This is a genomic window from Streptomyces sp. NPDC006602, assembly GCF_042870385.1.
Taxonomy (GTDB): domain Bacteria; phylum Actinomycetota; class Actinomycetes; order Streptomycetales; family Streptomycetaceae; genus Streptomyces.
Genome location: NZ_JBIAHG010000010.1, coordinates 199,527 through 218,392 on the forward strand (window position 1 = coordinate 199,527; position 18,866 = coordinate 218,392).

The window sequence follows — 18,866 nt, forward strand, 5'->3', positions numbered from 1 at the left end:
TGTGGGGGTCGGCATGATCAATCGCCGGTCCGGTCCTGGGACGGTTTGCGCACCATGAACACGTCGACTCTGTCCTCGGCATCGAGAGTGAACCCGTACCGCTCGTACAGCCGTCGGGCCGGACTGCCCTGCAGGACGTTCAGCCGTACAAGGACTCCGTCGCGGTCACACCTCTCCAACAGCTCGCGCAGCACACCCGAACCGATACCACTGCCCTGCAGATGCGAAGCCAGGTAGAAGTGCTCCAGCCAGTGAGCATCCCTGGCCGGTCGCAACGCCACACAGCCGGCGAACGCGCCGCTCACCTCGATCACCCAGGTGTACGACGGGTCGAAGCCGTCCCGCAGCCGTTGTCGCACTCGATGCGGGTCGTACCGCCCGAGCCGTTCCAGGTCCGCCCGCAGCACCACGGCACGCAACTCGGCCACCGCCTCGATGTCCGCCACCGACGCCGGCCGGATGTCCCAGTCCACCATGATCAACACGTTACCGCGCCAGCCTCTTGCGTCGTCGGCGAAGTGAAGGCAACGACGGCAGGAGCGGGAGGCGTTGACCGGAGGCCAGACGCCGTAGGCGGCGGTGACCTGGGTCCGGCTCACTCAGGACGCAGACTCGGGCCGATCCGTGCCATGCCAGTTCAGTGCTTGCGTGACCTGGTGCTGCGTCTCTTCAGCCACCAGCCGGGCTTCCGCAACGGCGTCCCCGCGTTCACGCACCAAGCTCTCGTAGACGGGCAGGTGATCGTTTTCGGCTGGGGTGGGTGTCACAGAGCTGATCCTTCTCGGTGTCGTACTTCTTGATTGCTCACTGATTTCCCGTTCTGACGCATGATCCGGCAAGCCGGAGCAAGGCAATGTCTCTGCGCCCCGCGGGCGACTCTCGCACGGGTCCGTGTAGGTCTGCGTCACGCAACCGCCGCCGCGTTACACGCTCCCCAGACATTCCGCATTCGGGCACAAGTGCTGCGGATTTCCCACTGAATGTGCGGGCGCGGTGCTCCTGGACACCTGCGGTACGTCGGGGCCCCGCCGCCTCGGAGGACCTCCACACTCGCGCATCTCCCCATCACGAGGGCTCGGACGGCCGGACACCCACCGCGCACACGCACAAGCCCGAGAATCCCTGCACGAGCCTCACTTGGTCTGCACATGCCCTTTCGAAAGCGTCGTTAGTGTTACTGGCCAGTCGGCTTCACATGCAAACGTGACCGGGCGGTGGCCCGGCGGGCCGACGGCATGTCAACTCAGAAAGACCGCAGATGGATTACTGCTCCACGTGTCGCAGGCATCTCAATGGCGCCCTGGTGTGTCCCGGGTGCGGCGCCTACGCCCCCGACATCGCTCCGGCCAACTTCGACCGTCACATCGTCCCGACGCCTGCCGCCACAGCAGTGACGGGTGCGGCGGAAGCATCGGAGTCCACGGCCTGGGGCACGTGGCACGGCGGCCGACTCCATGGCGAGGTGGACGAGGCGGCGGTCGGCGGCGATATGGACAGGGGCCCGCAGACCGACCCGTCCGGCGATGTCGAGGACGTGCCGAGCGTGCCGCAGGGGCGGGCGGCACGGCGTCGACAGCGAGCCCGCTGGAAGAAGAACCAGCGCCGGGCCGTGGTCGCAACCGCCGTCGCACTCGTCGGTGGCGGCCTGACGCTGGCCTCGACGAATCGGCAGTCCAGCGACCAGACACAGGCGGCCACGGCGCCGACGGTCCCGGGAGCGAACGCCCCGGAAGAACAGGCGGCGCAGGACGCACAACCGACATCGACACAGCCGGACGCACACCGCTCCTCGCCCACCCCGCCCACACGGTCGTCCGCGCCCGAGGGCACGCAGCGGCGATACACCACCGCCTCCCTCTACGGCACGCCGCCCAAGGCTCAGTCGGACGCCTCTGCCCCTCCCCGTACGACAGTGTCGGACCCGCAGCCACAGTCCATCGCAACACCCTCCGGCTCCACGGTGTCCGACACCACCGACACGGTGAATACGACGCCCACGCAGACGCCTGCGCCCGCTACCACCAGCGGCACGGACTCAGGAACGTCTCAAGCGCGCACCGAGCCCACCACGACCTCGCCGCAGGAAATCTGCCTGCTCGTGCTGTGCCTGGGCTGACCACCCCCGGCCGCGTCGGCCGGGTCCTCTTGCGTACTTCGGCCGACGCTTGCGCCAGGTTCACTCCCGACGTACGTCGACGTCACCGTTGACCGTGGTCAGCGTCATGGTGTGGCTGTCGGGGACATCCCGGGTGGGGACGGCCACCGTGACGCGGCCATGGTCCGTGCCTGCGGTGACCCGGTAGGCAGGGGCGTTGCGCGGGACGGTGGCGCCGACCGAGCCATTGGCCGTCGTCGCGGTGACGCTCGAGGGCGCGGTGGCGCTCGCGAGGATGACGTCCCCGTTGGTGGTTGCCGCGTACAGCCGAGCCGTGTCGAGGGCCGTGGCGCGCACCGAGCCGTTGCGGGTGGACAGCCGCACCGCCGCATCCTCGCGTCCGGAGCGGGTGACCGTCACATCGCCGTTGACGGTCGTCACGTCCAACGCCGCAGCGATGCCCGCCACGTCGACGCCCGCGTTGCGGGCACTGACCGTGACGCTCACGCCGTCCGGGACCTTCACGTAGGGCATGCGGGGACACGCGCCCTCGTTCTGGGACCGGTCCGAGCACGAGAGGTCGAGGGTCCAGGTGCTGTCGCGGTGCGACCAGTGGCCATCGACACGGTCGTCCACGGTGACGCGGTGGCCGTCCGTGGGGCGTAGCAGCAGCCCGTTGTCGGTGATGATGACAAGGTGACGACCGGATGCCGCAAGGGCGGGTCCCACCGCCACCGAGCCGTTGGACTCCCCGCGTCCGTGGTCGCCGCACGACACGACGACGGGGACGACCGTCAGCACGACGGTCACCCGCAGCCCCCGACTCGTCGGCATCGCCTTCATATTCCTACGAGTTCCCCGACTCGGTACCGTCATGACCGCGACACCGGCTGGTGCCGACGGCCTGGACAAGTCCGTTGGCCCCGGAGAACTGCCCATCCGGCAATGGCGTCTGCCGGCCCGTCAGGCCACGGGATCGAGATCCCTTCCGCAGCGCCCCTTGCTCGGCGCGAGCAGCAGCCGCTCGTCACCCTTTGGACGACGGGATCGACGGTCCCCGCCCCGGTCGGCCTACTGGCCGGCGGCCCGCTGATCACCCTGACGGGCACGAGCACCTTCCTGGCCCTCTCCTGCCTCATGACCCTGCTGCCGGCCCGCCGGCCGCCCGGGGCGTGCCGACCCGGGCGACAGCCCCGAAGGCGAAGGCCTGAGCGACAGCGCCTCCAGGAAGCGGGAACTGCCAGGTCAGCGGGTTGCGAGGAGCTCGAGCGTGTCGATCACACGGTTCGAGAAGCCCCACTCGTTGTCGTACCAGGCGACCACCTTCACATGGCGGCCGTCGACGCGGGTGAGGGCCGAGTCGAAGATCGCCGAGGCCGGATTGCCCGTGATGTCGGAGGACACGAGCGGGAAGTCGGAGTATTCGAGGATGCCGGCCAGCGGCCCATCGGCCGCGGAGCGGTACGCCGCGAGCACATCGTCGCGCGTGACGTCGCGCGTGACGGTCGTGTTGAGCTCGACGATGGAGCCCACCGGAACCGGTACGCGGATCGAGTCGCCCGACAGCTTGCCCTCCAGGTTCGGCAGCACAAGGCCGATCGCCTTGGCGGCGCCCGTCGTGGTCGGCACGATGTTGACGGCGGCGGCTCGGGCCCGACGGGCGTCGCGGTGCGGACCGTCCTGCAGGTTCTGCTCCTGCGTGTAGGCGTGCACCGTCGTCATGAAGCCGTGCTCGATACCGGCGAGTTCGTCGAGAACCGCGGCCAGCGGGGCAAGCGCGTTGGTCGTGCACGAGGCGTTGGAGACGATCGTGTGCATGGCCGGGTCGTACGCGTCGGTGTTGACCCCGAAGGCCAGCGTGACATCGGCGCCGTCCGACGGCGCGCTGACGAGCACCTTCTTCGCACCCGCGTCGAGGTGGGCGCGGGCAGCCTTGGCCGACGTGAACCGGCCGGTCGCCTCAAGGACGATGTCGACGCCGAGTTCGGCCCAGGGCAGCTGCGCCGGTTCGCGTTCGGCCAGCACCGTGATGCGCCGGCCGTCGACGACGAGGGCGTCCCCGTCGACGGTCACCGGACGGCCGAGTCGGCCGGCCGTCGTGTCGTAGGCGAGCAGCCGCGCCAGGGTGGCGGGCTCCGTGAGGTCGTTGACGGCGACGACCTCGAGTTCACTGTCGCGTTCGAGCAGTGCGCGCAGCACATTGCGTCCGATGCGGCCGAATCCGTTGACGGCGATGCGAGTCATAAGTGGTGTCCCTTCCCTTTGCCACCAGGCTCGCTCGCGGCTTCCACCGTCGACAGTGGCGTGGTTGCCACGGTTCAAAAGGATCGCGCCATGGGGTCGCGGACTACTCGCCCTGGGCGAAGGTGCGCCGGTACTCGCTCGGTGTGGTGCCGAGGAGGTGCTGGAAGTGCAGCCGCAGATTCGCACCGGTGCCGAGGCCGACATCGGCGGCGATCTGCTCGACGCCGCGCTGCGAACGCTCCAGCAGCTCGCGGGCCATGTCGATACGGGCGCGCATGACCCACTGCATCGGCGTGCAGCCGGTCTCTTCGACGAAGCGCCGTGAGAACGTGCGCGGCGAGACCGCGGCCTGCCGTGCCAGTACCTCCAGGGTGAGGGGCTCGCCGAGCCGGTGCAGCGCCCACTCACGGGTGGCGGCGAAGCGCTCACCGAGCGGCTCCGGCACGCTGCGCGGCACGTACTGCGCCTGTCCGCCGCTGCGGTAAGGGGCCGCGACCAGTCGCCGGGCGGCGTGGTTCGACGCGGCCACCCCGAGGTCGCCGCGCAGAATATGCAGGCACAGGTCGATGCCCGAGGCGGCGCCGGCCGACGTGAGCACGCTGCCCTCGTCGACGAACAGCACGTTCTCGTCGACCTGCACAAGCGGATGCCTCGCCATCAGCGGCCGCGTGTAATGCCAGTGCGTGGTGGCGCGCTTGCCGTCGAGCAGCCCGGTCGCGGCGAGCGCGAAGGCGCCCGTCGAGATGGCGGCGAGTCGGGTGCCCCGCTCGTGGGCGGCGACCAGCGCATCGACGACCGCTTGCGGCGGATCGTCGCGGTCCGGGAACCGGTAGCCGGGGAGGAACACGATGTCGGCCCACGCAAGCGTGTCGAGGCCATGGGCGACGTGGTACGAAAGGCCGTCGCCGCCGGTCACGAGACCAGGTGCCGCACCGCACAGCCGCACCTCGTACGGCATGCTCGCGCGCGTGGTGAACACCTGCGCCGGAATGCCCACGTCGAGCGGCTTGGCGCCCTCGAGCACAAGAACGGCGACACGACGCAGGCGGGAGGCAGACACGGGGACAGGGTACGCAGGGGTCCCGGCCGCGGTGTCGGTACGCGGAGGGCGGCGACACGACGGCTCGACGACCTACCGCCTGACGGCTTGACCGGGCACCCTCCCCCGCCGGGTCTCCACCGGGAGTCGCCGCACAAGTGCGCCCGAGTGGTACCGCGGTACCACTCGGGCGCGGAAGTGTCCCCCGTGGTCCCAGAGTTCCGGCCGGCCACCTTCCTACGGTGAACACAGAGATGCCCGCGGTACAGGCGGGGCCGAGTCCAAGGCGAGGAAGACCCACACCCATGATCGAATCGCATGAGCTGACGAAGCGGTATATGGGGACAAGACGGTGGTCGACCGTCTGAGCTTCACCGTCAAACCCGGTGAGGTGACCGGCTTCCTGGGCCCCAACGGCGCGGGCAAGTCCACGACCATGCGCATGATCATCGGCTTGGACTCCCCCACCGGAGGCTCGGTCACCGTCAACGGACGCCGCTACGCCCAGCACGCCGCCCCGTTGCACGAGATCGGCGCCCTGCTGGAGGCCAAGTCCGTCCACCCGGGACGTACCGCCGTCAACCACCTGATGGCGCTGGCGCACACCCACGGCATCTCGCGCCGGCGGGTGGACGTGGTCATCGAGCTGGCAGGGCTGGGCAGTGTGGCCGGCGCCGGCCTCTACCTGGGCCTGGTCGGCGTGTTCGGCGTGGCTCTGGGAGTCCTGGTCCGCTCCACCGCGGGCGGCATCGCCATCCTGGTCGGCGTCCTGCTCATCCTGTCCGGCCTGACCAGCCTGCTGCCCGACTCGTGGGAGGACACGATCACCCCCTACCTCCCGAGCAACGCGGGGTCCGCCATGTACGCCCTGCACGACACCTCGGACGCCCTCTCACCAGGGGCCGGGCTCGCGGTCTTCGCCGGCTGGGTGGCGCTGACGCTCGCCGGAGCGGCGTACCGGCTGGTGCGAACCGACGCCTGACCAGCGAACCGATGACAATGGGTTATATGAATCCAAAACCGTCGGCAGCCGCCGCGGACACGGCCCAGGGGACGGCGCTCCCGCCCTCCCCTGGGCTCGACGCCGCCTGGGCTCACCCGCTCCTGGGCCGTCTGCTGCGCGGGCAGAGTCGCCAGCAGCGGCTGGACCGACGACATCCATGGCTGCTCGACACCGCGGGGGTCCTGGCCGTCGCCCTCGTCAGCCTGCCCGACGTGTTCTCCGGTGGCTCACACGACGGTCCCTTCGGGGACACCGGCAACCGCGGCGATCTGCCGACCGCCGTCCTGCTCGGATTCGCCGTCGCGCTCATCGCGCCGCTGTGGTGGCGTCGGAGGGCTCCGGCCGTCACGTTCTTCGTGGTCGCGCTGGTGGCACTCGCCCAGTGGTCACTGGGCATCTGGCAGCAGGCCGGCATCAGCCTGCTCGTCGCCCTGTACAGCCTTGCCCTGCACGGTTCGCTGCGGGCGCTGGGCTGGGCCGCGGCACTGACACTCGTCGAACTGGTACCGGCCGTCTGTTTCCTGGTGCCCGTCGAGCATCCGCTGCCCGGACTTTTCTTCCTGGTGGGGACGGCGACCGCGGCCGTCGCCGTCGGTCTCACGCTCCGTATCCGCCGGATGTACCTGGCAGCGCTGGAGGACCGGGCCGCGCGACTGGAGATCGAGCGCGACCAGCGCGTCCAGCTCACCGCCGCGGCCGAACGCTCCCGGGTCGCCCGCGAGATGCACGACATCGTCGGCCACAACCTCTCCGTCATGGTCGGACTCGCCGACGGCGCCTCGACCCTCGCCGCCAGCAGGAACGAGAAGTCGGCCGAAGCCCTGCGGATCATCGGCGACACCGGCCGGCAGGCCATGGGCGAACTGCGCCGCATGCTGGGCGTTCTGCGTGAGGAGCAGCAGGAGGACGTACGGCTGCTCAGCCCGCAGCCGGGGATCCGTGATCTCGACGCGCTGCTGGCCCGGGTCCGCGCCGCCGGACTGACGGTGACCTACCGGACGACGGGCGATCTCGACGCGCTGGGCAGCGGGGTCCAGCTCACCGTGTACCGCATCATCCAGGAGGCGCTCACCAACACGCTCAGGCACGCCGGTACGGGCTCCGCCGCCGAGGTCACCGTGGCCGCCGACACCCGGGACGTACGAATCCGGGTCGCCGACACGGGAGCACCGCCCGGGGCGGGCGTGCGAACGGAGCCGAGAACCGGGGCCGACGAACCCGGGCACGGTCTTGTCGGCATCCGCCAGCGGGCCGCCATGTACGGCGGTGCTGTCACCATCGGCCCACGCGGGAGCGGCAACGGCTGGATCGTGGACGTGGTCCTCGACGTGCCCGCCGCACCCGCCCTGTCGGCGTCAGGAGAACATCGGCCATGACCACCGTGCTGATCGCCGACGACCAGCCCCTGCAACGCCTCGGCTTCCGCATGCTGTTGCAGGGCACCCCCGGCATGACTCCGGTCGGCGAGGCCGGGCACGGCGCAGAAGCCGTCCGCCTCACCGCGGAGCTGCGACCCGACGTCGTCCTGATGGACATCCGCATGCCCGGCATGGACGGCATCGAGGCGACCCGCCGGATCGTCGCCGGTGGCGGCCGTACCCGCGTGCTCATCGTGACCACCTTCGACCTCGACGAGTACGCGTACGAGGGGCTGCGGGCCGGTGCCAGCGGGTTCCTCCTCAAGGACGCCCGCCCCGAGGAACTCGTCGCGGGCATCAACGCGGTCGCGACCGGCGACGCCGTCGTCGCCCCGAGCCTGACCCGGCGACTGCTGGACGCCTACGCCCACCAGGTGCTGGCACCGTCCGACGCCCCCGCACCCGAGGATCCCCGGCTGCGCGCGCTCAGTGACCGGGAACAAGAAGTACTGGTCGCCATCGGCCAGGGCTGGACGAACGCCGAGATCGCCGAACGCCTCGTGCTCACCGAGTCCACGGTGAAAAAACACGTCGGCCGGGTCCTCGCCAAGATCGGCGCGCGGGACCGCATCCAGGCCGTGATCATGGCCTACGACGCGGGGTTGGTCAGGGCCAAGCCATAGCGACAGGACAGCAGCCTCCCTTCCCACGGCGCTCGCCGAGACCACCTCCCGACACGTTCTAGTTGTCGCATCAACTACTATGACATGAAGAGCAGGGGCCACACCACCGGATCCGCGCTCCGGAGGGTCTTCATCGACAAGCAGAGCCCCGAGGCCTACAAGGCGATGGTGGAGACCTCTACGGCGGTACGCGCGGTCGCCGCCGACGCCGGACCGGACCACCGTGGAGCTGATCAACCTCCGCGTGTCACAGCTGAACGGCTGCGCCTACTGCCTCGACATCCACACCGGGGCGGCCCTGCGCGCCGGCGAGTCGGCACAGCGACTCGGAGTGCTCGCGGCCTGGCAGCACACCGACGTGTTCACCCACGCGGAGCGCGCGGCACTCTCACCGGCCGAGGCAACGACCGATCCGACGAACACCGAGACGCAGACGTCCGCCTACGAGACGGCCCGACAGGTCCTCACCGACGACCAGACCTCCGCCGCCATCTGGGTGGCCATCACCATCAACGCGTTCAACCGGGTCTCGATCATGAGCAAGCACCCGGTTCCGGCACCCCGCAAGTCGTAGGCGCCACCGGCGGACACCCCGTCCCCGCGCCGCACGATCGCCGGAACGGCTACCGTCGGCCGACGCACGCCCCCAGCCCGTAACGGCGACCCCAGCGCCGGAGCGGACATCGGGGCACTCAGACCCTGCCCAGCGCCTCGAGTCGGGTACGAAGCGTCGCCGCGATCTGTTCGACCGCGGCGAGCTGGTCCGGCGTGAGGGGACTGACGAACAGTTCCCGGACGGCCCGCAGATGAGGCACGGATGCGTCCCGGAACGCTTCCGCGCCCCCGGCTGTGAGCACCACTTCAGCGCCTCGGCTGTCGGTCGCGCACTCTTCACGCCGGATCATCCCTCGCCGCTCCATCCGCCCGAGCTGGTGTGAGTGGCGGCTGCGCTGCCAGCCGATGCGGGCCGCCAGTTCGGAGGGGCGCAGCCTGTGCCCCTCCGCTTCCCGCAGCGCGAGGAGCACGGCGTAGTCGCTGAGCGACAAGGAGGACTCATCCTGCAGGCGTGACGCCAGTTCGGAACGGAGCGCTTCCGTCGTCTCGATGAAGTCGCGCCAGATCCGCAGCTCCTCGGCGGTGGGAAACAGCTTGCGTCGCTCTGACATGTGGCCGCCATTGCTCTAGTTGACGCGTCAATCATATTGCGCGATGATTGATGCGTCAACCAGTCAGCCGCGAGACCACCACGGTGGTCCGCGACCTGAGCCCGACCGTCTCGACCTCGGAATACGACGTCATGAACCTCCCCCGCGAAGCCCGCGCCCGCACGATCGAACCGCTGGGCCGCGAAGTCGCACTGGTGCAGCAACTGTTCACGAAGGAGCCCACCCATGTCTGATCTCGTCTTCGGCCTGGACACGTTCGGCGACGTACCGCAGGACGACTCCGGCACCCTCGTGTCCGACGCGAGGGCCATCCGGCAGGTCGTCGAGGAGGCCGTTCTCGCGGAGGAGACCGGCGTCGACGTCCTCGCGCTCGGTGAGCACCACCGTCCGGAGTTCGCGATCTCGGCACCGGAGACCGTGCTCGCCGGCATCGCCACCCGCACCGAGCGGATCCGCCTCTCCTCCGGCGTGACCGTGCTCAGTTCCGACGATCCGTCCGGGTCTTCCAGCGGTTCTCGACCGTGGACGCGCTCTCGAACGGCCGGGCCGAGGTCATCCTCGGGCGCGGTTCCTTCACCGAGTCGTTCCCCCTCTTCGGATACGACCTGAGCGACTACGACGTGCTGTTCGAGGAGAAGATCGAGCTTTTCGCCAAGCTGCTCGAGGAGAAGCCCGTCACCTGGAGCGGCACCAAGCGGGCCGCGCTCGACAACGCCGACGTCTTCCCCAAGACGGAGTCCGGGCGCCTGACGACCTGGGTCGGTGTCGGCGGTTCCCCCCAGTCGGTCGTCCGCACCGCGCGCTACGGATTCCCGCTCATGATCGCCATCATCGGCGGCAGCCCGGAACGCTTCGCGCCCTACATCGACCTCTACCAGCGCGCCACAGACAAGTTCGGCACGACCGCCCACCCGGTCGGGATCCACTCGCCGGGCTTCATTCGTCGACGCCGAGGAGTTGCGAGCGATGCTCGGCCGTTTCCCGGAGTCGGAGCGCGGACGGACCGTGATCAGCGCACGAACCGCCGCCTCGGAGCCGACCGAACAGACAGCCTGACCGCCAACCCCTGTGGCGGCCCACAGCTGCTCAGCCGGCGCTCTTCCGCCGTGCCGCACGGTCGAGTTCGCGGGTGAGCGCGTCTTCGCCCTGGCCGACCAGGGCCTTCTCGAGGCTGTGGTCGTCGTGCCGTGAGATCCGCTCGCCCTCGGCGAAGCCGTCGGTGTCCAGGTTGCTCCCGCACCACTCACCACGGCCCACGACTTGGTCGTCGAACGGTACGACGGCGCCCTCGCCGAGGGCCACCCAGTGGTCGTCCTGCCACCGCAGGGCGAGGACGTAGGTATGGCCGGGGACAACACGCGGAGCGTCTCCGGCGAGCTCGTCGACGCGGGTGGTGCCGTCCGAGCGGAGGATCTTCCAGCCGGGGGCGACGTAGTCGACGGTGGGGCCCACGGTGGGGTGCGAACGGGTGCGGGAGCTGAAGGGAACGGATTCGCGGGCCAGTTCGACGGTGCGCTCGAGCCGGTAGCGGTAGGCGCCGGCGTCCAACTCGCTGCGGTCGCTCTCCCGTTCCCGGACGGCGCGTCCCACGATCACGACATCGGCGTGGTCGACCCAGTCCCGGGCGGTTTCGGACGGATACGGATTGACGGGAAACCCGCAGCCGTTGACGGTGTCGAATGCCGGCCAGCCCGTCAGTACACCGGCGACGACGCCGACGGCGGCGAGGACCACGACAGCGGGGCGGCCCGGCGCGGTAAGTAAGGGACGTCTGGGGTTCGCGGAGTCTCTCAGCATCCGCTGATCTTGTTCCGGCGGTGATCGATCCGACGTGGTGGAAGCCACACCTCCGGCCACAGTCGTGTCACAGACGAAATCGCTGTGAAGGTCCGGAGCTGGATCCCGACCGGGCGGCCCGCAACCGAAAGAAGCCGTCTTCTGCACTACGCGGTGAACGACTACGCCCCGCACCGGCGGGTCGCGGAACGGGTCGCCATCGCGGGCGACCGCCCGTTCTGACGGCCGCGCACCACCACCGCGCCGTGGCCAGGCGCGAGAAGTGAGCCGCGCGCCGGAACACCGGCCGCGCGGCTCACCACTGTGCAAGGTCACAAGGGCCTGGATCAGAGAACGGAGACGAGCAGCGACACGGCGGACTCCTGTCTGCCGATGCTCGCCTGGTCGAACGCACCGGACCAGCTCATCCCGTACTGGTCAAAGCTGTTGCGGTCGTACCGGTAGGCGGAGCGGGCCTGGGCCAGGAGGTAGCCCCGGTAGGGACGGGCGGGCAGCAGGGCGTCGAGTTCGCCGAGATTGCGGGCGAAGATTCCCTTGAACGCCGCCGCGTCGGACCCGCAGGTGTGGGTCGCCTCGCAGGGCTCCGTCAGAATCCCGTTCGGCGACAGCAGGGGGCTGCCGACCACGGCATCGGCGATCTTCCGTCCGTCCCCGAGCAGTTCTCGGTCGCCGGTGGCCTTGTAGAGCTCGGCGAGTCCGCCGAGCACGACTCCCTGGTTGTACGTCCAGGTGGTGCCGCCGTTGTTGGCGCAGCCGCCGCCCTGTGTGTTCAGCCCGTCGTTGACCAGGTTGTCGCCGTTGATCATGCCGCTGTTCCTGAGCCACTTCCATGCCGTGAGCGCGCGCGTCAGGTAGACGGTGTCGCCGGGAACCCGGTTGTGCAGGGCCGCCGCGAGCTTGATGTACAGCTCGACGCTGATGGCGTTCTTGTAGGTCGTGGCCGGGATGTCCCACCAGATGCCGCCACCGCAGACATCGTCCCAGTACTTGTGCATGTACTCCTCGTCGAGCTTCGCGATCTTCAGGTACTCCTGATCGCGGGTCAGGTCGTACATGCTGGTCATGGCGAGGCCCCACCAACCGGTGTCGTCGGTGGAGTCGGCCCGGAACTCGCCGCCGCCCTCCGGCCACCAGGGCAGGGGCGCCCGCTGCCGCTCGATGGTGTTCTCGATCTGCCGCAGGTATTTCCTGGACCGGGTCTTCGCCGTGTAGTCGAGCAGCGCCTGGAGCGCGTTGCCCGACTGCCACCACGGTGCTTGCGGATCCCAGCGGCCGGTGTCCTCGTCGTAGAACCCCATCATCGCTTCGACGGCCGCAGTGGCCCTGTCGCGCGCGCTCACGGCCGCTCCCGCTGCACCCGACGTACTCGGTGTACTCGCCTGCGCGGGCAGCGCCCCCGCCACCAGCACCAGAGCCGCACCGAGGGCGAACACCCCCACCGCGGCTCGGGCTCTTCGCAACTGTGCCAACATCCCAGACGCTCCTGAGCAGATAGGGGGACACTCTCGGATGCTGCTCAACTATGAGCGTGAGCGCCATGACATGACAAGAGTCGGTCAGTAACGAGCCTGTTTCCTGGGTGGTATGACCGAAGTCGGTCATCCGGTTAGTCTCACCCCGTGACTTCGAGCAAACGACATGCGCGGATCGTCGAGGCCCTCCGTACGACCGGAGTGGCCTCCGTACGCGAACTGGCGGAACGCCTCCAGGTCAGCGAGTCCACGATCCGCCGGGACTTGAAGCTGCTGGACCGCAACGGCGAGCTGATCCGTACCTACGGAGGCGCGGCGCTGTCACTGCGCGCGCCGGCCGGGGAGGAGCCCTTCGGCATCTCGGCGTCCCACGACGGATCCATGAAGGAAGCCATGGCCGAGCGCGCGGCGGCGCTCGTGCCGGACGAGAGTGTGATCGTGCTGGACATCGGCACCAGTACCCAGCGGATCGCCCGCCGGCTGAAGGGCCGGCCCGTCACCGTCATCACCAGCAACCTGGCCGTCGTGGACGAACTGCGGGACGACGAGGCCGTCCGGCTGATCGTGCTGGGCGGAGTCCTGCGCCGCAACTACCAGTCCTTCGTCGGTTCGCTGACCGAGACGGCACTGCGTCAGGTCAGCGCCGACCTGGTGATGCTGAGCTGCACGGGCGTACGCACCAACGGGCACGTCGTGGACGACATGGCCGTCGAGGCGCCGATCAAGCAGGCCATGATCGAGGCAGCCGACCGAGTCGTCCTCATCGCGTCCGAGGCGAAGTTCCCGGGCACGGGCTCACTGCGCATCTGCTCGCTCGCCGATGTGGACGTCCTCCTCACGACCGACGGCGCCGACCCGCACACCCTTGACCTCTGCCGGCACACGGGGGGCGAGGTGATCATTGCCCAGTGATCGACATGCGCCGGTTCACCCGTGGAACTCGGTGAGGTCAATGGCGTGAACGTGCAGCGGGAAGCCGAACACCGGGTGCTCGGTCTCGCGCTCCAGCACCATGCCGAGCTTGCGGATGACGTTCTCCGAGGCGTCGTCACCCGCCCGGATGATGCTGATGACGCGGTCGAGGCCGCGGTCCTGGAGCGCGAACTCGAGCGTGGCGTGGGCAGCTTCGGAGGCGTACCCCTGGCCCCAGAACGGTGAGCCGAGCCGCCAGCTGATCGCCACATCGGACGCCACCTCCGGCAGGAACTCGGGCACGGACAGGCCCGTGAAGCCGGCCAGTTCGCCCGAGGCCAGCAGCTCGACGGCAAAGAGGCCGAAGCCTTCCTCGTCCCACTCCTCCTCCCACCGCTCGATGTCTTCCGCCGTGCGCTCCAGGTCGCGCACCGAGCCGTCGTCGACCCACTGCATCACCTGCGGGTCCGCGTTGATGTCCGCCATGGGCGCGAGGTCGTCGTCATGCCAGCGGCGGAGAAGGAGGCGAGGCGTACGAATCTCGATCATGGCGGTCATCCTGCCGAACGCAAGGGCCCCATCGGTAATCCGCGCTCGTCGGCGTGGCGTGGCTGCCTGATCAGTCCGCCACGCCACCTGATTTCAGTACACCTAATCACGATCAGGCAGGCGGCTGGGCGCCTCGCACATACGACCCGAAGAACCGGCCTTTGTTGCCCCCGGCGGACGCGATGAACCGGGTCGGTCGCACCGGAACTCCCCAACGGCACATGGCCATTGGATGCACTGAATCGTTGACTGGACCGCACGGTACAGGTAACTTCACCCATCATCCGGGGGCACGTTCTGGAACGAACGACGAGGTTCGGAAAGAGGTAAGCCCTGGTTCAAAGAGTTTGTCGTGTCCGGCGATTCCCACATCATCGAGCCGGTCGATCTGTTCAGGACCAGGCTCCCCAGGCATTTTCGGGAACGAGCCCTCTGGGAAGAGGAGTTCACGCTCGAGGAGCCGATCGTGGAGGGCGGGCACACCGAGTTCAAGAAGCTGCACACCATCGGGTACGACGGCTGGACCATCTCCAAGTACCGGCAGTTCGGCGGGGAGACCCCGGACGGCGAGCCGGAGCACATCATCCGGGACATGAACCTCGACGGCGTCGACGCCTCGGTGATGTTCCCCAACCTGTCGCTGTTCGTGCTGTTCACCGACGACCACGCATTGTCGATGGCGCACGCACGCGTGTGGAACGACTACATCGCCGAGCGATTCCTCCAGTACAAGGACCGACTGCGCCCGACAGCGGCCATCCCCGTCACGGACATCCCCGAGGCCGTCGCCGAGATCGAGCGGTGCGCGCGCCTCGGGCTGGGCGCGATCCTGGTCCCGGAGACCCCGCCCCTGTCGTATGCCTCTCGCCACTACGACGCGGTGTGGGCGGCCGCCCAGGCGAGCGGAATGCCGGTGTTCATCCACGTCGCCACCGGCGGGGTGAAGACCAAGGAAGACACGTCCGAGACGGCGATGACCGTCCGGAGCATGATGACGGCCGTCAACATGGGCAAGGGCCAGTTGACCGACGACATGGTGTCGGGCCGGCTGCAGAGTTCCGCGGCCGGGTTCGCCAACCCGCAGCGGATCATCGCCGACCTCGTCGGCGGCGGTGTCTGCGAACGGTATCCGAACCTTCATTTCAACCTGATCGAGTTCAGCGCCGGCTGGCTGGTCTCCTACATGGGCTTCATGGACAAGTCCTTCAGGACCGGCATCGGCCAGGACCCCGACTGGTGGCTCGGCTTCTGGGACGACAGCCGCTCGCCGAAGGAGCAGCCGGCCATGGGGCGGCTGTTCACCGTCAACGAGAAGTGGCCCTATCCCCTCAAGCCGAGCGAGTACATCCAGCGCCAGATCCACGTCCAGTTCGCGGACGACCCCACGGCCGTGAAGGCCCGCCACATCACCGGTGTGTCGACGATCATGTGGGGCAACGGCTATCCCCATGCCGAGGGCACCTTCCGCAGCAGCGCCGACTGCATCGCGTACAACTTCGACGACTCGGTGTCCGACGAGGACCGCGCCGCCATCCTGGGCGGCACGCTGGCCGACGTCGTGGGCTTCGACAAGGGCCGAAAGCTGGCTCCGGTCGCTGAGGACGCCTGAGTCCCGACCGAGCCGCAGGCCGGGCTCGGAGCGACATCGCTCCGAGCCCGGCATCCTCGCACAACGCATGGGACGGAAGTCACGCATGAGAGCCAAGACGGTCAAGGGATTTCCCGCAGCCGAGTCCGACTCCGACTCCGCGTCCGGTGGTACACAGCCCACCCATCCTTCGGCCGAACCCGCCGAACCCGGCGGCGGATCCGATCTGCGGACCGCAGGTCTCAAGACCTTGCGCGAGTTGTTGCCGGGCGTGTTCCCCGAGGGGGACGACATCGATCTCCGGGACGGCCGCCTCGGCGAAGACCTCGTCGAGATCGGCGTAAGCAGTGTGTTCGGCGCGCTGTGGGCGCGCGACGGGCTCAGCCGCCGCGACCGCAGCCTGGTCACGCTGGGCATCCTCATCGCCCTCGGCGCGGAGACCGAGTTGAAGACCCACGTCCGCATCGCGCTGGCCAACGGTCTGACCGAGGACGAACTCGCCGAGGTCCTCTACCACGCCACGGGCTACGCCGGCTTCCCCCGGTCGGTGGCGGCCCGCACCGCCGCCCGCGAGGCGCTGAGCCAGTAGACGCGCCGGCGCCGAACCGGAGACCTGAAGCAGCCTTCCCTTCATGCGTCCGCCTTCTCGACGCGGACGGCCCGGGCCCGGACCACGAAGGGCCGGGAGACGACGGTGACGGCGACGGAGACCGCGGCAAGAGCGGTGACCGCCGTGCCGGGAGTGAGGTACTGGGCGACGCCGCCGGCAAGCGCGGCGCCGATGCCCTGCCAGGTCATCCGGCCGGCGGACTCGACACCCTGGACCTGGCCGCGGACCGGATCGGGCGTCAGCGCGAGAAGCTGCTCCTGCAGGGGCAGGGTGGCGGCGTATCCGGCACTGGCGAAGAACACCGCGGTCGTCGCCACCAGCATGGGCGGATGGAGTGCGAACAGAAGATAAGGCCCGGCGAGCAGCAACCGCAGGGCGAACGCGCAGCGGCGTCGCTGGTCGGCGGTGAGCAGTCGCCCTACGGTCAGGTCCCCGAGGAGCATGCCCGCCGATCCGGCGGCGAGGAGTGCGCCGGCGTGCCCAGGGGCGTAGGAGATGAACAGAGCCGTGCAGCCGACGATCAGCCCGTTGGGGACCCACAGGTTCAGCAGCAGCGACCGCCGGCCGGGGTGGGAGAAGAGCGCGGTGTTCGTCGTCCAGGTCTGACGCAGTCCGGGGCGCCGGGTCAGGCGGATCGAGTGTTCCCGAACGGTCGTCGCCACTACGACCAACCCCAGACCGGTGAGGACTGCGGCGACGACGAAGACTTCCTGCGGGCCGATGTGCCGCAGCAGCAGGGCGCCGATGGCATAGCCGAGGACGGCCATGCCGCCCGAGGTGATGTTCATGAGCGAACGTGCCAGCGCATAGCTGGAGATCGGTACGACTTCGGCGAGCAGCCCCATCCGCGTGCCCGTCCCCAGGGACTGGAAGAATCCCACCACCAGGAGCAGAGCGAACCGGGCGCCCAACGGCAGCCCAGGAATCGCATGCGCGGCAACGCCGACCAGGGCGACACACTGGAGCGCGACCAGGGTCCGGCGAGGACGGCGCCCGTCCGCGACCGACATCAGCGTCAACGCACCGAGCACCGTCGCGAACGTGGCGCCGTACATGCTCACGGCCGTCAGAAACGGAGAACCGGTCTGGTCGTCGACCAGTGTGCCGAGGGCGAAGCCCGACAGGGTGGTCGCGGCGACCGTCAGCGTGAAGCCGGCGTACAGGCCGGCGAACTCACTGTTGCGGACCAGGGCGCGGTAGTTGGCAGGGGGCGGTGCGGTGGGTGCTGATGTGTCAGAAGGCATGAAAAAAGCCTCCGGACGCACCCGCTGGGGCGCCGAAGGCCAACGCGCTCATTCTAACAGCCGAGACGGGCCCGAGCGGGACCGTGTGCGCAAGTGGATGTGGCGGCCGAGATCGAGGCATACGTCGACACGTTCGCGCACTTCACGGACCGCGCCCGTGCCGCGGGAACGATGATCGTCCCCTCGATGGCCTTCTACGGCGGCCTCGGCGACCTGCTGGCCACCGCGGCGATCGCTGACTGGACGGCGGCCGACGAGGCGCACGTGGCCTACGGGCTGAGCAGTTGGCACCCGACCACCGGGACGCGGGCCACGAGCAAGGCCGTCCAGGAGCGGCGCAACGGGCAGACCAAGGCGGTCGGTGTCGGCCTCCGCCGGCGAGATGTTCGACGCGCCCGCCCTGGTCCGGGCGCTGTCTCCGCACATTTCCGTCGAACTGTCTCAGTAGCCAGTGGGCATCTTCGAGGAGGTCGGCCGTGCGCGTACCCAACCGAGCAGCACCACCGAGCAGATGGCCGCGAACGCGCACCAGGTGGATACGAACTCCAGCCGCCACAGAGCCCAGCAGGCCATCGCGCCCACGGCGACCACAATCCCCAGCACCAGCAGCCGCCGGTCCCCGGACAGCAGCAGGGAGCCCACGGTGGCCAGGAGGTAGCCCGCGACGAGAAGGCCTGGATGGGAAAGGTCGAGGGCGTAGCCGACCGTGCGGCCGCGGATCTCGGCCGACACCGGGCCGGTGGCAATGCCGTAAGCGAGCATCGCGGCGGTCGCGGTTCCGGCCGCGAGCAGGAGGATCAGCCGGGGCCGAGCGGGCGGTGGGGCGGCGCTCAACACTCCCGCGGGCACCCACACCGCCAACAGTGGCAACGCGATGACGGCCCAGACCACGGTGGCCGGTCCATCACCCCCGTCCGAGGCCCAGACCACCGACTCGACGATCTGGTGGGCCCCGAGCAGCAGCGGCAGCGCGGCGAGCGGCAGGTCCCGGCTGCTGCGCACCCGCGCCACACAGGCCACCCCGACGCCCCCGACACCGACGCCTGCCACGAGATCGGCCGTCGCACTCCAGCACATCACGCCACCATAGGCCGACCGTCGGGTGT

The 18,866-nt window shown here is 69.3% G+C and carries 17 protein-coding genes and 4 pseudogenes; 11 read left to right on the forward strand and 10 right to left on the reverse strand.

The window, feature by feature from the left end; all coding sequences use genetic code 11:
• Positions 1–17: 17 nt before the first annotated feature.
• The gene (locus ACFYO2_RS25475; RefSeq protein ID WP_388353298.1) at positions 18–476 is read right to left on the reverse strand and encodes a GNAT family N-acetyltransferase; all 459 of its coding nucleotides are present in this window, start codon (positions 474–476) and stop codon (positions 18–20) included.
• A gap of 986 nt (positions 477–1,462) precedes the next feature.
• On the opposite strand from ACFYO2_RS25475, the gene ACFYO2_RS25480 reads away from it, so the two are divergent.
• The gene (locus ACFYO2_RS25480; RefSeq protein ID WP_388353301.1) at positions 1,463–2,116 is read left to right on the forward strand and encodes a hypothetical protein; all 654 of its coding nucleotides are present in this window, start codon (positions 1,463–1,465) and stop codon (positions 2,114–2,116) included.
• Positions 2,117–2,176: 60 nt separating this feature from the next.
• Here ACFYO2_RS25480 and ACFYO2_RS25485 read toward each other — a convergent pair whose 3' ends face one another.
• The 3 genes from ACFYO2_RS25485 to ACFYO2_RS25495 all read right to left on the reverse strand — a co-directional run bounded on the left by ACFYO2_RS25485 (position 2,177) and on the right by ACFYO2_RS25495 (position 5,399).
• A complete protein-coding gene (locus ACFYO2_RS25485; protein ID WP_388353304.1) occupies positions 2,177–2,929 on the reverse strand; it encodes a DUF4097 family beta strand repeat-containing protein in 753 nt (250 codons plus the stop codon).
• A 411-nt stretch (positions 2,930–3,340) separates the two neighbouring features.
• Complete coding sequence (gene gap / locus ACFYO2_RS25490) at positions 3,341–4,339, reverse strand: type I glyceraldehyde-3-phosphate dehydrogenase (protein WP_388353306.1); 999 nt, start codon at positions 4,337–4,339, stop codon at positions 3,341–3,343.
• 103 nt (positions 4,340–4,442) lie between these two features.
• Positions 4,443–5,399: a GlxA family transcriptional regulator gene (locus ACFYO2_RS25495; protein WP_388353309.1), complete on the reverse strand. Its 957-nt coding sequence runs from the start codon at positions 5,397–5,399 to the stop codon at positions 4,443–4,445.
• 284 nt (positions 5,400–5,683) lie between these two features.
• Here ACFYO2_RS25495 and ACFYO2_RS25500 point away from each other — a divergent pair.
• From ACFYO2_RS25500 to ACFYO2_RS25515, 4 genes and pseudogenes are all read left to right on the forward strand, one after another.
• Positions 5,684–6,360 (forward strand): annotated as a pseudogene (locus ACFYO2_RS25500) (ATP-binding cassette domain-containing protein).
• A gap of 26 nt (positions 6,361–6,386) precedes the next feature.
• On the forward strand, positions 6,387–7,757 hold the full coding sequence (locus tag ACFYO2_RS25505; protein WP_388353312.1) for a histidine kinase: 1,371 nt from the start codon (positions 6,387–6,389) through the stop codon (positions 7,755–7,757).
• A complete protein-coding gene (locus ACFYO2_RS25510) occupies positions 7,754–8,422 on the forward strand; it encodes a response regulator (RefSeq protein ID WP_388353315.1) in 669 nt (222 codons plus the stop codon). Before ACFYO2_RS25505 ends, ACFYO2_RS25510 begins: the two co-directional genes overlap by 4 nt.
• A gap of 84 nt (positions 8,423–8,506) precedes the next feature.
• Positions 8,507–8,996, forward strand: a pseudogene (locus tag ACFYO2_RS25515) (carboxymuconolactone decarboxylase family protein).
• A gap of 118 nt (positions 8,997–9,114) precedes the next feature.
• Here ACFYO2_RS25515 and ACFYO2_RS25520 read toward each other — a convergent pair.
• Positions 9,115–9,588, reverse strand: coding sequence for a MarR family winged helix-turn-helix transcriptional regulator (locus ACFYO2_RS25520; protein WP_388353317.1), 474 nt, complete (start codon positions 9,586–9,588; stop codon positions 9,115–9,117).
• Positions 9,589–9,638: 50 nt separating this feature from the next.
• Between ACFYO2_RS25520 and ACFYO2_RS25525 the strand changes: the two genes are divergently transcribed.
• On the forward strand, positions 9,639–9,821 hold the full coding sequence (locus ACFYO2_RS25525) for a hypothetical protein (RefSeq protein WP_388353320.1): 183 nt from the start codon (positions 9,639–9,641) through the stop codon (positions 9,819–9,821).
• A pseudogene (locus ACFYO2_RS25530) lies at positions 9,814–10,529 on the forward strand (LLM class flavin-dependent oxidoreductase); the annotation flags it as partial. The gene ACFYO2_RS25525 and the pseudogene ACFYO2_RS25530, both read left to right, overlap by 8 nt.
• A gap of 145 nt (positions 10,530–10,674) precedes the next feature.
• Here the strand turns inward: ACFYO2_RS25530 and ACFYO2_RS25535 are convergent.
• Entirely contained in the window at positions 10,675–11,385 is a 711-nt protein-coding gene (locus ACFYO2_RS25535; RefSeq protein ID WP_388353323.1) for a hypothetical protein, read from the reverse strand.
• 326 nt (positions 11,386–11,711) lie between these two features.
• Positions 11,712–12,857: a glycoside hydrolase family 76 protein gene (locus ACFYO2_RS25540; RefSeq protein WP_388353325.1), complete on the reverse strand. Its 1,146-nt coding sequence runs from the start codon at positions 12,855–12,857 to the stop codon at positions 11,712–11,714.
• A 147-nt stretch (positions 12,858–13,004) separates the two neighbouring features.
• On the opposite strand from ACFYO2_RS25540, the gene ACFYO2_RS25545 reads away from it, so the two are divergent.
• A complete protein-coding gene (locus ACFYO2_RS25545; RefSeq protein ID WP_388353328.1) occupies positions 13,005–13,769 on the forward strand; it encodes a DeoR/GlpR family DNA-binding transcription regulator in 765 nt (254 codons plus the stop codon).
• Between the two features lie 15 nt (positions 13,770–13,784).
• Here the strand turns inward: ACFYO2_RS25545 and ACFYO2_RS25550 are convergent, their stop codons facing one another.
• The gene (locus tag ACFYO2_RS25550; protein ID WP_388353330.1) at positions 13,785–14,318 is read right to left on the reverse strand and encodes a GNAT family N-acetyltransferase; all 534 of its coding nucleotides are present in this window, start codon (positions 14,316–14,318) and stop codon (positions 13,785–13,787) included.
• Between the two features lie 352 nt (positions 14,319–14,670).
• On the opposite strand from ACFYO2_RS25550, the gene ACFYO2_RS25555 reads away from it, so the two are divergent.
• Together ACFYO2_RS25555 and ACFYO2_RS25560 are read left to right on the forward strand one after the other, a co-directional pair.
• On the forward strand, positions 14,671–15,927 hold the full coding sequence (locus ACFYO2_RS25555; protein WP_388353333.1) for an amidohydrolase family protein: 1,257 nt from the start codon (positions 14,671–14,673) through the stop codon (positions 15,925–15,927).
• Positions 15,928–16,012: 85 nt separating this feature from the next.
• Positions 16,013–16,495 (forward strand): carboxymuconolactone decarboxylase family protein, encoded by a 483-nt coding sequence (locus tag ACFYO2_RS25560; RefSeq protein ID WP_388353336.1) that lies wholly within the window; start codon positions 16,013–16,015, stop codon positions 16,493–16,495.
• A gap of 41 nt (positions 16,496–16,536) precedes the next feature.
• On the opposite strand, the gene ACFYO2_RS25565 is transcribed toward ACFYO2_RS25560, so the two are convergent.
• Complete coding sequence (locus tag ACFYO2_RS25565) at positions 16,537–17,760, reverse strand: MFS transporter (protein WP_388353339.1); 1,224 nt, start codon at positions 17,758–17,760, stop codon at positions 16,537–16,539.
• Positions 17,761–17,853: 93 nt separating this feature from the next.
• Between ACFYO2_RS25565 and ACFYO2_RS25570 the strand changes: the two are divergent.
• Positions 17,854–18,108: pseudogene (locus ACFYO2_RS25570) on the forward strand (saccharopine dehydrogenase); the annotation flags it as partial.
• Positions 18,109–18,201: 93 nt separating this feature from the next.
• Here the strand turns inward: ACFYO2_RS25570 and ACFYO2_RS25575 are convergent.
• Positions 18,202–18,837 (reverse strand): DUF6629 family protein, encoded by a 636-nt coding sequence (locus tag ACFYO2_RS25575; protein WP_388353342.1) that lies wholly within the window; start codon positions 18,835–18,837, stop codon positions 18,202–18,204.
• Positions 18,838–18,866 lie beyond the last annotated feature (29 nt).

Coding starts and splice junctions, on each gene's coding strand:
- ACFYO2_RS25535 (WP_388353323.1), bottom strand. CDS start 11,385: ATGCTGAGAGACTCCGCGAACCCCAGACGTCCCTTACTTACCGCGCCG.
- ACFYO2_RS25510 (WP_388353315.1), top strand. CDS start 7,754: ATGACCACCGTGCTGATCGCCGACGACCAGCCCCTGCAACGCCTCGGC.
- ACFYO2_RS25575 (WP_388353342.1), bottom strand. CDS start 18,837: ATGTGCTGGAGTGCGACGGCCGATCTCGTGGCAGGCGTCGGTGTCGGG.
- ACFYO2_RS25560 (WP_388353336.1), top strand. CDS start 16,013: ATGAGAGCCAAGACGGTCAAGGGATTTCCCGCAGCCGAGTCCGACTCC.
- gap (WP_388353306.1), bottom strand. CDS start 4,339: ATGACTCGCATCGCCGTCAACGGATTCGGCCGCATCGGACGCAATGTG.
- ACFYO2_RS25475 (WP_388353298.1), bottom strand. CDS start 476: ATGGTGGACTGGGACATCCGGCCGGCGTCGGTGGCGGACATCGAGGCG.
- ACFYO2_RS25565 (WP_388353339.1), bottom strand. CDS start 17,760: ATGCCTTCTGACACATCAGCACCCACCGCACCGCCCCCTGCCAACTAC.
- ACFYO2_RS25485 (WP_388353304.1), bottom strand. CDS start 2,929: ATGCCGACGAGTCGGGGGCTGCGGGTGACCGTCGTGCTGACGGTCGTC.
- ACFYO2_RS25540 (WP_388353325.1), bottom strand. CDS start 12,857: ATGTTGGCACAGTTGCGAAGAGCCCGAGCCGCGGTGGGGGTGTTCGCC.
- ACFYO2_RS25505 (WP_388353312.1), top strand. CDS start 6,387: ATGAATCCAAAACCGTCGGCAGCCGCCGCGGACACGGCCCAGGGGACG.
- ACFYO2_RS25550 (WP_388353330.1), bottom strand. CDS start 14,318: ATGATCGAGATTCGTACGCCTCGCCTCCTTCTCCGCCGCTGGCATGAC.
- ACFYO2_RS25520 (WP_388353317.1), bottom strand. CDS start 9,588: ATGTCAGAGCGACGCAAGCTGTTTCCCACCGCCGAGGAGCTGCGGATC.
- ACFYO2_RS25525 (WP_388353320.1), top strand. CDS start 9,639: ATGCGTCAACCAGTCAGCCGCGAGACCACCACGGTGGTCCGCGACCTG.